This is a genomic window from Paenibacillus sp. CH40, assembly GCF_024213605.1.
Taxonomy (GTDB): domain Bacteria; phylum Bacillota; class Bacilli; order Paenibacillales; family Paenibacillaceae; genus Paenibacillus; species Paenibacillus polymyxa_B.
The window spans coordinates 38,371-52,166 of sequence record NZ_JANAVQ010000016.1 but is presented as its reverse complement, the minus strand read 5'-3'; the positions used below and the strand labels follow the sequence as shown (position 1 = coordinate 52,166).

Here is a 13,796-nt window from a genome sequence, read left to right as displayed (position 1 = left end):
ATTGGACTATTCATTAACACGGTCCCCGTCCGTATTCAAGGCGGACAAGCAACAGCATTTACAGAGCTGATGAAGCAGACTCAGCGACAGGCGCTTGCTTCGGGAACATACGAAACGTTCCCACTCTATGAGATTCAGGCACAGGCAGAGCAGAAAGTGGAACTGATTAATCATATTATGGTATTTGAGAACTATCCGGTGGATGAACAAATTGAGCAATTAGGTGAAAGAGAGGAAGCTGATTTTAAAATAACCGGAGCAGGAGCGGTTGAGCAGACGAATTATGATTTTAATATCGTGGTGTTACCGGGAGAGACGCTGCGAGTTCATTTTGGTTACAACGCCCAGGTATATGACTATGAAAGGGTAGAACAGATCCGGGGGCATTTGCTGCAACTGCTGGAGCAAATCAAGATCAATCCAGCTGGTCGGATTTGCGAGCTGGATATATTAACCCCTCAGGAACGCGAGCAAATGCTGGGTGCTTGGTGTGACACGATAGCAGCATATCCACGTGAGCAGACGATTCACGGGTTGTTTGAGGAGCAGGTCAAGCAGACACCAGAGCAGGTAGCGGTATATTTTGAAGGAGCACAAGTGACCTACCGTGAATTAAATGAGCGAGCGAACCGTCTGGCGCGAACTTTACACAGTAACGGTGTGATAGCAGACGGCCTAGTCGGCCTGATGACAGAGCGATCGATTGACATGATTGTCGGCATCTTGGGTATTTTGAAGGCAGGGGGCGCCTACATTCCGATCGATCCGACTTATCCGGAGAACCGCATCCGTTATATGCTGGACGATTCAGGTACGGAACTGCTGTTAACGCAGCAGCATTTGGTTGAAAAAGTGGAATTTAGGGGCAAGGTCCTGCTGTTGGATGCAGAACTGGGCGAAGGCAGTGCGGATGCAAGTACGGCTGAAGCAAAAGGAGAACCCGTGTCCGTATATCACAGGGATGGTACGAATTTGGACGCTATATCCGGTCCTCATAACCTAGCATATGTAATCTATACGTCTGGAACGACAGGCCAGCCTAAGGGAGTCATGCTCGAGCATCGTGGACTCTGCAATCTGCATACGTATTTCAGGGAAACATTGCGGATCAGCAGTTCCGACCGTGTTGTATCGTTCGCCAGCTTTTCCTTTGATGCGGCATGCTGGGAAATGCTTCAGGCGCTCTTCAACGGGGCCACTTTATGTATCCCGACATCAGAAACCATTCTCAGCTATGACAAGTTTGAGCAGTATATGGCGGATCATCACATTACAATTGCAACGCTGCCCCCAACCTATGCCATATACTTGAGCCCTGAACGAATGCCGGAACTACGCATCATGTTCACGGCCGGATCGGCGACCAGTACTGAGCTAGTCAGCAAATGGAGAGACGGTGTGACCTACGTTAACGCCTACGGTCCAACGGAAAATTCCATAGCAACGTCTGTTTGGCCAGTACCGGGAGGGTCCGAAGCAGGGGTATCCATCTCAATCGGACGTCCTGTACCAAATCACCGCGTGTATATGGTCGATGCACATGGGCAACTTGCACCGACAGGAATCCCAGGTGAACTGTGCGTATCCGGCCCAGGGTTGGCACGCGGATACCTGCACCGTTCAGAATTAACGGCTGAACAATTTGTGACCAATCCGTTTACAGGTGGGGAAGCGGGCTATGAACGCATGTATCGGACAGGCGACCTGGCGAGATGGATGCCTGACGGCAACATTGAGTACCTGGGTCGGATTGACCATCAGGTCAAAATTCGCGGTTACCGCATTGAACTGGGCGAAGTTGAGTCGACTATGCTGAAGGCAGATCGCATGCAAGAGGTCATCGTACTGGCACATGCCAATAGCCAAAACCAACACGAACTCGTTGCTTATTATGTGGCGGAACGGGAAGTGACGGGGAGCGAGCTTCGCAAGATGTTAAATGAAGAACTCCCGAATTATATGGTCCCTTCACATTTCATTCAGTTGCAGAACGTACCTCTTACACCAAACGGTAAAATTGACCGTAAGGCGCTACCGATACCAGAAGTTCGTTTGGCCGACCATGTTGCACCGCGAACGTGGATGGAAATAAAATTGGCAGACATCTGGCAGGATGTGCTGGGTCTACCGCAAGTAGGCATCAACGAAAATTTCTTTGAAATTGGTGGTCATTCGCTGCGGGCGACGACACTAACTTCTAGAGTTCGCAAAGATTTAAACAGACCGATGGATTTGCAAAACATATTTGAGGCACCGACAATCGAGCAATTGGCGGCCTTGCTTGAAGAACAGGATCAAATCACATATGCATCCATTCCGGTGGCGGAAAAACGCGACACTTACCCGCTTTCTTTCGCACAGACACGGATGTATGTGCTTCACCAGCTGGATCCGGATGGAATAAGCTATAACACCACATCAGCACTGAGAGTAATCGGTCCGATAGATGTGAATCAGGTGGAAGAGGTATTCCGTCAATTAATTTCACGTCATGCGTCACTCCGGACAAGCTTTGAACTGGTGAATGGTGTGCCGATGCAGCGGGTGCACGATACGATTCACTTTGAGTTGGAATATGCCACAATATCAGAACTGCGGACAGAATCCAATGAACTTATGCTTGAAAATTTAGCAGAAGAACATGCCCGTTCCTTTGTACGCCCATTTGACTTGAGGATCGCTCCGTTGCTACGTGTAAAGCTGGTTAAATTGGGATTGGACGAGGAAGGACAGGAGCCGCAGCACTTATTGATGCTTGATATGCACCACATCGTTTCAGACGGAGTATCCATTGAAATATTAGCTGGTGATTTTGCCCGCTTATATAGCGGTGAAGTATTATCTCCGCTGCGTATTCAATATACGGACTATGCTGTGTGGCAGCATAGCAAAACTCAGCAGGAGCGAATAAAGAGTCAGGGAGAGTACTGGCTGAATAGATTTAGTGGTGACTTGCCTCAACTGGATTTGCCAACTGATTTTGAGCGTCCGGTAACACGATGTACGAAAGGTGACGCTGTTGAGTTTGAAATGGGACAGGAATTGACTCAGTGTTTAAAAGAACTGGCGGTGCATACGGATTCTACGCTGTACATGGTACTTATGGCTGCATACACAGCATTGCTGCATTATTACACAGGGCAGGAAGACATCATTGTTGGTACTCCGATTGCAGGTAGACCGCATGCTGACCTGGAGCCTATGCTCGGTATGTTTGTCGGCACGCTCGCATTACGCAATCATCCTCACGCTGAACAGACGTTTTATAACTGCATTGAGGACGCCAAGACGTGTGCACTGCAAGCATATGCGCATCAGGATTATCCGTTTGAGGAGCTGGTGGAAAAGCTCGACCTGAAACGAGATATGAGCCGTAATCCGTTGTTCGACACGATGTTTGTATTGCAGAATGTGGAGAAAAAGGAAGTGAAGTTGGACAAGTTGTTCTTCCGCTCTTTTGACATAGATCAGGTTTCTGCGAAATTCGATCTGACGCTTGAAGTTAATGAGGAGGAAGCATCTATTCAACTCCAATTTCTGTACGCTACATCTTTGTTTAAACGGGAAACGGTAGAAAGCATGGCAAGGCATTTTGTACAGTTGGTTAAAACCGTTGTAGCCAATCCCAATACTAAGCTGGGCGAATTGACGCTGATTTCGGAAGAAGACAAAGGGATTCTAAAAAAACATAGGGACATCCTAAAGGCTTCTCGCTACTGGAGTACTCTGCTCGAAGGCTATGAAGAAGCACCTCAATTGCCATATGCCAATCTGATGGGGCGCAGTCCATATCAGACAGAGCATCTGGAGATTAATTTGGATGTTGAACGAACGGTGGCACTGCAGCGAATTGCACTGAATGAGCAGGTGACGACAAATACGCTACTGCAGACAGCCTGGGGAATTTTATTACAAAAGTATAACGGTACAGATGATGTGGTGTTCGCTTGTTCCATATCAAGTCCTTTGACAGATAAATTGGATTCGAAGCATTCAATTGGACTGGGTAACCACACCTTACCAGTTCGCATTCGAACCGAGGCAGGAGCTAACTTTATCGGGTTGATGAGAAGTGTGCAGCAGCAAACCGATGAATCTGCGGTATATGAACATTTGCCAATGTCTGAATTGGTTACAACGAAAGTGCAACAACTGGCCCTCTTTGGCCATAGAATGGTGTTTGAGACTACTTTGGAAGAGGCCAATACTGAGCAAGAAAGCTACGATTTAAGCATCATAGTACTTCAGGGAGATACGCTACGAATTGATTTTTCCTACAATGCCCAGGTGTATGATCATCAGAGTGTGTCGCAGATTCAAGGACATCTACTGCAGTTGCTGGATCAAATTATAGCGAATCCGGATAGTTTAATTGAGACAATGGATCTGTTGACTAAGCAGGAGCGGGAGCACATCATCCAGGTGTGGGGAAATACCACAGCAGAGTATTCGCGTGAACAAACAATTCACGAACTGTTCGAGGAACAGGTTCTGCAGACTTCGGATCAGACAGCGATATATTTTGAAGGTCAACAATTGACCTACCATGAATTGAACGAGCGCGCAAACCGTCTGGCCCGCACTTTACGCAGCTATGGTGTGAAAGCCGATAGTCTGGTTAGTCTGATGACAGAGCGTTCCGTAGAAATGATTGTGGGCATATTGGGAATTTTGAAGGCGGGGGGAGCATATATCCCGATAGACCCAACCTATCCGGAGGAACGCATCCGCTACATGCTGGACGACTCAGGTACGGAACTGTTGTTAACGCAACAGCACCTGACGGAAAAGGTGCTGTTTGGAGGCAAAGTGCTGGTGCTTGACGGTGAACAGGACGGAGTCGCTTCCGATACAAGAAAAGCGGATGTACGCGGGGAAATGCTGCCCGTATATCATCAGAACGGTTCGAATCTGGAGGCTGTATCGGGTCCAAACGATCTAGCATATGTCATCTATACGTCCGGGACGACAGGTCAGCCTAAGGGAGTAATGCTTGAGCATCACGGTCTTAGTAATCTTAAAACCTACTTCGAGCAAAAATTGAGTATTGGCTTGTCCGATCGGGTTGTCATGTTTGCCAGTTATTCGTTTGATACGTCATGCTCGGAAATAATCCAGTCTTTACTATGCGGAGCGACATTGTATATACCTTCCTCCGAGACTATTTTGAATTATGAACGTTTCGAGCAATACATGGCTGCCTGCAGAATTACAATTGCAACGCTGCCGCCAAACTATGCTGTATACCTGAACCCGGATCGCATGCCTGATTTGCGTGTTCTGCTTACAGCAGGATCGGCCTCTACCGCAGAACTGGTGTCCAAATGGAAGGACCGGGTGGCTTATTACAATGCGTATGGTCCTACCGAAAATTCCGTTGCAACGTCTCTTTGGCCGGTATCGGAAGAAAATTCTGAGTTAGGTGGAATCATATCCATCGGACGGCCAGTATCTAATCACCGCGTGTATATGGTGGATACACACGGAAATCTTTCACCTGCAGGAGTCCCTGGTGAGCTGTGTGTATCCGGTCCGGGGCTGGCACGCGGCTATCTGCACCGTCCAGAGCTGACAAAAGAAAAATTCGTAGCCAATCTGTTTGCAGCAGAGGAAGTTGGCTATGAGCGAATGTACCGTACAGGTGACTTGGCACGATGGTTGCCAGATGGGAACATTGAATATTTGGGTAGGATTGACCATCAGGTCAAAATCCGCGGGTATCGGATTGAGCTCGGTGAGATTGAAGCGCAAATTATCAAGGTGGACGGTGTTAAAGAATCTATTGTCATGGCTCGTGCAGATCAGCAGGGAGACTATCATTTGGCCGCTTACTACGTAGCTGAAAAAGAAATCAGCGGCAGTATGATGTTGAATTTGCTGAATGAGAAATTGCCGAACTATATGGTACCGTCGTATTTTATACAACTGCAGAACATGCCGCTGACACCGAACGGAAAAATTGATCGCAAGGCACTGTCGGCATTCGAGGAACATACTGATTTGACTGCAGAATATGCAGCGCCGCGCACAGCCATGGAGGCGAAGTTAGCACAAATCTGGAGAGAGGTACTCGACATTCCGTCCGTTGGAATTCATCAAAATTTCTTTGCCATTGGCGGACATTCACTTCGTGCGACTGCATTGGCCGCAAAAATTCACAAAGAACTGAATATTGAGTTACCGTTGCGTTATGTATTTGACTTTCCAACAATTGAGCAAATGGCGCAGGCTGTTCATGAATTGTCACCAAATCCATTTGCAGCGATTCCTGTTGCCGAATTGAGAGACAGTTATCCGGCATCTATAACTCAAAATAGACTATACGTTTTGAGCAGCATGAATAACTACAATATGTCTGCCATGCTTTTGATGGAAGGGGAACTGAATTTTTTAAGATTAGAAAGAGCGCTTAAGCAATTAATTCAGCGTCATGATACTTTGCGAACCTCTTTTGAATTCGTAGATGATAAACTGGTACAACGGATTCACGACCATGTCGATTTCACTTTGGAGGCTATGCAGGGACACGGAGAGAACGAAGCAAGAGCAATGATGAGACAATTTATCAGACCTTTTGATCTTGGGAAGGCACCGTTACTTCGAGCTGCTCTATTGCAAGAATCTCCACAGCGTCATTGGTTTATGTTTGACATGCATCATGTGATTTCAGATGGTGTATCCATGAGTATATTGCTGAACGAGCTGCCCGCACTGTATGAAGAAAAAACGTTGCCGGCCTTGCGAATTCAATACAAGGATTATGCGGTATGGCAGCAAGGAGATATTGGTAGCTCATGGATGGAAAAACAAGAAGCATACTGGCTGAAGCAGATGAGCGGCGACATTCCGATTTTGGGTATTCCAGTCGACTTTGAAAGACCTGCAACACGTAGCACCTCGGGCAGCACCGTTTCCTTTGCCATTTCACATCAGGACGTGGACGGTTTGAAACAAATCAGTTTGCAGGCGGGAGCTACCTTATTTATGGTATTACTTGCAGCCTACAAGACCCTATTGTTCAAGTACAGCGGTCAGGAGGATATCGTTGTTGGAACACCTATTGCAGGTAGACAGCATCACGATTTGCAGCCTGTCGTCGGCATGTTTGTCAACACGCTTGCATTGCGGAGCTTTCCTGAAGGGGACAAGTCATTTTACGAATATGTTCAGGAAGTAAAGGACCAGGTGCTTGATGCCTTTGAGCATCAGGATTATCCGTTTGAATTGCTGGTGGAGAAGCTGAATGTACAGAGGGACCTGAGTCGGAATCCGTTATTCGATACTCTTTTTGAGCTAGATAACATGGACTCTGGTACGACGGAATTCCAAGACTTGCAGGTTACTCTGTGCCCAGGCGAACAGAATATGGCAAAATTCGATTTGACACTTACGGCCATGGAAAGCTCTGAAGGTTTGGTTTTCAGCTTCACATATGCCGATAGCCTGTACAAGAGAAGCACGATTAAACGAATGGCCGATCACTTTCTCCAGTTGATTAAAGCTGTTGTAGATGAACCACAGACAAAGCTTTCTGAAATTGAGATCATTACGCCACAGGAAATCGAAATGATATTGGATGTCTGGGGAAATACCGCGGTGAAATACCCAAGTGAAAAAACCATTCATCAATTATTCGAAGAACAGGTAGAGAAGACTCCAGATCAAGTAGCTGTAGTTTTTGGAGATAGCCAGATCACATATAACGAATTAAATGTGCGTGCAAACCAACTGGCTCGCGTGCTAAGAGCAGAAGGAGTCCAGGCGGATCAATTGGTCGGAATGATTATGGAGCGCTCTATCGAAATGATTGTAGGGATTTTTGGTATTTTAAAAGCTGGTGGGGGATATGTACCTATCGACCCTGAGTTTCCGCAGGAACGTATACTCTATATGTTACAAGACAGCCATATCCAGCTTCTGATTGCAAAGCCGGAAATGGCCGTGAAGGTACCGACGGATGTGCTAGTCATTTCACCTGATAGTCATAGGCTATCCGCAGAAGACGGTTCCAATTTGGCTGAAGTATGTGAATCCGGCCATTTGGCTTATGTGATGTATACCTCCGGCACAACGGGTAAACCCAAAGGAGTGATGATTCAACACTCTAATGTCGTTAATATGACAACCGCATTTAGACAACAAGTGTATAAGAAATACAAATCGCCAATGCGGATGGCATGGCTATCGCCGTATGTATTTGATGCATCAGTGAAACAAATTTTCCCATGCCTGCTTCTCGGGCATGCGCTTCACGTGGTGCCGAGAGAGATTAGCACCAATGGTCATCGTTTGGCTGACTATTTCAGATCCCAACGTATTGATTTTACTGATGGTACACCTGCACACATGCATATGCTGACGGAAATGCAAGACTCCGTTGCAGATCTGAATGTACAGCATTTTATTTTTGGTGCAGAGGCGCTACCCGGTCATCTCGTTAAAACATTTTTGAGCACCCGGCCCGGATATCGTCCGCAAATAACTAATGTTTATGGTCCTACCGAGTGCTGCGTAGACACAACTGCATACGACATTGACGGGGAGACGATGACAGCTTGGACACATACGGTGCCGATTGGCAAGCCAATGGCTAACCAGCACGTATATATTATGGATATGAATCGGAAGTTGGTTCCGATAGGAATTGCAGGCGAGATCTACATTGGTGGTGATGGAGTAGGGCGAGGTTATATGGGAAATCGTGAGCTGACAGATGAGAAATTTATAGCAGACCCCTTCCAACCCGGAAAACGTATGTACCGCACAGGAGATTTGGCGCGATGGATGGCAGACGGAAATATTGAATATTTAGGTAGGATGGATCATCAGGTAAAAATTCGGGGTTACCGAATTGAACTTGGAGAAGTAGAAGCGCAATTAATGAACCTGCCTGTGATCCGTAAAGCGGTGGTTATTGCTCGTGAGAATGAATCAGGACAAAAAGATTTATGTGCTTATTTTGTGGCTGATAGCGATCTGACCATTCAGGAACTTAAAGCAGCGTTGGTTCCCAATCTTCCGATGTACATGCTGCCTAGCTATTTTGTTCAATTGGAGAAGATGCCGTTGACCACTAACGGAAAAATTGATCGTAAATCGCTTCCTGCGCCGGACGGAGACATTCAAACAGGTGTTGAATATGCAGCCCCGCGAAACGGCATGGAACGGCACATGGTAGATATTTGGAAGCAGAATCTGGGTGTCAGTATTGTTGGCATTGATGATAACTATTTTGATTTAGGCGGACACTCCCTAAAAGCCATTCAATTGGTTTCACAGGCTCAGGCTATTGGCATTGAAATAGGGATTAATCAGGTGTTTCAATATCAGACTATTCGCCAAATATCAGAGTATATGCGAGCAGACACTTCAATGTCGGGTATGCTAACACGTGATATTGCCGAGGCAATCGACATCATCGAAAAGGCTTATGACGTACATGCTCATTTCCAATCAACAGCTGTTGAAGGGCGAGATCAATTAACTTTGCACATAGATCCTTTCGATTCTATACAAGCAGAGGCGCTGAAGGAAGTCATTTTGTCACGCCTTCATCCTGACCTTCATCCACATCATTTGCTTCCTTTTGAAGCAGCTGCTCAAGTACCTGACTGTGAAAAGCTATACACAGATACGATGGTAGACGACGAAGCTGTGAAGCGGCATGCTGAGGAATGGCTGGAACATCTGCTGCGGATGAATGACCAATGGAACAGCACGATGCTGGCAGGGGAGCCTTTACAACGCTATGCGCTTGCTCCCGCTCAACATTATCATTTGGAGCATCCGCAATCCTCAGGAGGTGTCATTCCTTTTGATAGTTACCTGCTGGATGTAGAACGGTTATCTGCAATCATGCAACGCCTGATAGAGCGTCATGAACTCTTTAGAAGTGTGCTGGTCCAAACAGATGTCGGATGGGAATGGGAAATGTTGTCCATGAAGGAGCGCATGGATATTCCAATGATAGATTTATCGAACTACGGTGCAGAGATGCAAAATCGTATACTCTCACATATACTGCCTGTATTCTTTATGAACCCTTATGAAACAACCGGAAACTTGTTATATCGCATTGCGCTTGTTCGCCTTAATTTACGGGATCATTTGCTGCTGCTCCCTTGTTCACATCTCATCTATGATGGCATGAGCGGAGAGGTCGTTAAGAGTGAGTTGTACCGTGCATATGATGACATGAGCAATGTAAAAGAGCAACTAGCAGGAAGCTACCGTGATTATGTGAGTCAGGTTCGCAAAGGACCTCAGGGCATGGGCGATCAAGAGATTGTCGACAAATTTCGCTTGTCCGCATTTGCTGCTGCTTCGGACGCTGTAGTCCTCGCAATTGATGAGCGCAGCCATACAACGGGCACAGATGTGACAGTAGAACTTGCAGATTGGAATGATTCTGACGCAATCGGAGACATGTGGGACTTGGCTATACGACTAGCTAACCGCTTTTTCCGCAGATATTTGCAAGTGGACGAGATTCCTATTCTTCTCACCAATTATGGCCGGGCATACGAGGACAAGCAGTATTTTGATATTATAGGTGAATTTATAGACCAAATCCCTGTACTGCTTACAGATGTGGATGAACATGGGCATGAGATCAGAAACAGTATGCAGTTGGCCGTAGCGCGTAATCTGAATTTTCTAAATCTCATATACAATGATGAAATGGCTTCGTTGTATCCGCAGTCTAACCGGTATCTGAAGCATAGCCTGAATAAGCTACCTATTGTCTTCAATTACCTTGGCGAAGCGTCGGATAAATATCAGCTGTTTAAAAATATCGAGCCAGAAGAGAGGGACATCTATCGGGATTCAATCATTTTCTTTACTGTTCAGCATGTGGAGAATGTATTGCAAATCTCGTTGGAACTTCCTTTTGAAGAAAATCCAGAAATCGTTAAAGCGATGTTGGAAACAGAGCTAGCGAACTTACTAGTAACAGATGGAAATGGAATAATGTCCACCTAATTTTTCACTTTAGGCATTAAAAACAAGCTCCGAGTTCAAAATACGGAAACTGCCCCAAAGCTTTCAAATGGCTTTGGGGCAATCTAAACAAACCACAAAAGCCGCAAGTCTCCAATAACCCCGGAGATTTACGGCTTTTGTGGTTTGAATGTAGTGAAGTTTTATGTAGCAATGTCGCTGAATTAAAACTTGTTGTAGTAGATCTTTACGCCAAATAAATGACATTGGATGCATGATGATTGGTGCCGCGCAATGGTTTGAGATATGAACTTGGTGGGCCTACGACTCATGCAATTGCGCTGACTTCCAGTGCTGCCGACTCATGAATACCAAAGACAATGCAATTACCGTGAGGATAATCCCAAGCATTTGAAATCCCTTGAAGCTAAACGTACCTCCCATTACGATAGCTATCAATAATGAAGAGATAATGGTTCCCAGATATCTGGATGTATTAAATAATCCGGATGCTACACCGATTATTTCTTTTGGAGAACTTTGGAACAGGGCTGCTTGCATACCTACATTGTTCAAACCGTTGCTAATACCGAATGCAGCTAAAGCCAAACACACGCTGATAACCGGTGAAGTTGGATTCAATGTCACGAGCCACACTGACCCCAATGTCATCAGAATTGCGGACACCAGCAATGCCGGTCGGGGTCCTGATTTATCGATCCATTGTCCTGCAATTGGAGAAGTAATTAGCGAGCACAAGCCTAAGCTTAGCATGAGAATGCCTGTTTGGAACTCACTGACATGACGTACCATTTGCAAGTAGGACGGAAGCCCGAAAAAGAGCGAGTAATATAGTACATTAACGAGCATGAATTCAACATTAACCCAAGTCATCGCAGGGTACTTGGCAAATGTACGTAAAGGAATAAAGGGTGATGTCGCTTTTAACTCATGTCGTACGAATATCCCCAGCGCAACGAGACCTATCAGCCCAACAATGACATTTCCTAACGAGATATGCCCAGATGATTTTGCTGAGAGTAATCCAACGAGCAGGGTAACCAAAGCCACTGTGAAGAGGAGAATTCCTAATGCATCAATAAATTCAAACCATTTACGAAAGGACATGTTGCGTGCTACGGATGTTGGCAGTTCGTCCTTAGGAATAGTCCGCCAAGCCAATACAAAGCTGGCCACCACAAACGGAATATTGATGAAAAAGATAGCAGGCCAATTCCACCAATGAATCAAGACACCGCCAATAAAGGGGCCAATCGCTGCTGCTCCAGATAGGAATATGGACAAAACAGACAGCGCAGTTGCTGGTTTCTCTGTAATATGGATTCGAACAATAGCCATTCCAACCCCAACCATCATGCTTGTTCCGATGGATTGCACAATGCGGAACACGATGAGCCACCCGAAATTTGGTGATAATGGAGCTAATAATGATGCAATGAAGCTTACAACAAGCCCAGAAAGAAATATCCTCCTACGACCGAATAAATCGCTGGCCTTTCCCATGACAGGTTGAGCGATGCTACTTGCAATGTAGAAAGAAAAAATAATCCAGGAAACACCTGTAAAGTCAAGTTGGAACACATTTTGCAGACTTGGAATAGCAACAGAAACCATCGAAGAATTTAATGGGTTCAATAGTATCCCTAGACCAACTGAAATCATTAACCACCAGCTGCGAACGCTCATTTCTGGTCCCCCCATAGCGAATTAATGTCATCGTACTTGAAATCGGTTATTTATTCCAACGCATTTGATGTTATAATCTCATTGACTTGAGGGAATGAATGGGGGATCATAATGGAACTTCTTCAACTGCAATATTTTCTGACGGTAGCTCGTTTGGAACATGTGACCGAAGCTGCACGAAGTCTGCACGTTACTCAATCGTCGCTGAGCAAAACGATTCAACGCCTGGAGGAAGATCTGGGGGTTCCTCTATTCGATCGAACGGGGAGGAAACTGCGATTGAATGAGTTCGGAAGCAGATTCCTTCACCGTGCAGAGAGGGCTTTATTTGAATTGGAGCAGGGGAAGCAGGAGCTTAGTGATTTATCCAGCCCGGAACATGGCACTCTCGAATTGGCAGTGACCACCGCAAGCACATTACCCAATATTCTGCGAGAGTTTCGGAAAAAGCGGCCCTATATTCAATTTCATGTGCAAATGCTGACCACGCAGGAAATGGTAACGCTGCTTCATAGAGGAGAGGTCGATTTTTGCTTGTCCTCACCTCCAATAGAGGGAGATGACATCGAATGCCAAATCGTGTTTATCGACCCAATCCTTGTAGCTGTTCCAAAGGGGCATCGGCTGGCGGATCGAAGCAGTGTAACGTTGACAGATCTAAGGGATGAATGGTTTGTCGGTGTAAAGAGAGGCTACGGTACTCGCGATTTAGTGGACTCTGTATGCAAATCGGAAGGTTTTATACCTAAGTATGTGTATGAGGGGGATGAACCTGCAAGGCTTAGTACGCTTGTGGAAGCTGAAATTGGCATAGCCTTCATACCAAGCACGGCAAGAAATTCACGGGAACATCTTAAATATCTTCAAGTAGAAAATCACGAATTGGTACGGGAGATCGCTTTATTATGGCACAGGAGTCGGTATATTTCGCGGGCTGCTCTGGAATTCCGTGAGGTAGTTGTAGAATATTTCGGAGCGATATCCAAACAGACAATTTAATCCCATATATAAACGAAATAAAAAACATTAACAGAAGCGGTAGCGTAGGACATGTTAACCAAACGTCCTAAGCAGCCGCTTATTCTTTTATTCAACTGCAAAATTTGTAATTTCGATTTGTACGCTGCCATACACACATGCCCAGCTAT

General features: G+C 45.8%; 3 protein-coding genes. 2 read left to right on the top strand and 1 reads right to left on the bottom strand.

The genetic code is table 11. The annotated features are described in order from the left end of the window. A partial coding sequence (locus tag NLX73_RS24615; protein ID WP_302055553.1) for a non-ribosomal peptide synthetase occupies positions 1-10,983 on the top strand: 10,983 nt, incomplete at its 5' end. A 279-nt stretch (positions 10,984-11,262) separates the two neighbouring features. On the opposite strand, the gene NLX73_RS24610 is transcribed toward NLX73_RS24615, so the two are convergent. Next, on the bottom strand, positions 11,263-12,648 hold the full coding sequence (locus NLX73_RS24610; protein ID WP_254327589.1) for an MFS transporter: 1,386 nt from the start codon (positions 12,646-12,648) through the stop codon (positions 11,263-11,265). A 111-nt stretch (positions 12,649-12,759) separates the two neighbouring features. Here NLX73_RS24610 and NLX73_RS24605 point away from each other — a divergent pair, with 111 nt between their 5' ends. Beyond that, complete coding sequence (locus NLX73_RS24605) at positions 12,760-13,647, top strand: LysR family transcriptional regulator (RefSeq protein ID WP_235306330.1); 888 nt, start codon at positions 12,760-12,762, stop codon at positions 13,645-13,647. The last annotated feature ends 149 nt before the right edge of the window (positions 13,648-13,796 follow it).

What these genes read in the sequence shown, in the direction of transcription:
- NLX73_RS24610 (WP_254327589.1), bottom strand. Translation starts at nt 12,648, where the DNA reads ATGAGCGTTCGCAGCTGGTGGTTAATGATTTCAGTTGGTCTAGGGATA.
- NLX73_RS24605 (WP_235306330.1), top strand. Translation starts at nt 12,760, where the DNA reads ATGGAACTTCTTCAACTGCAATATTTTCTGACGGTAGCTCGTTTGGAA.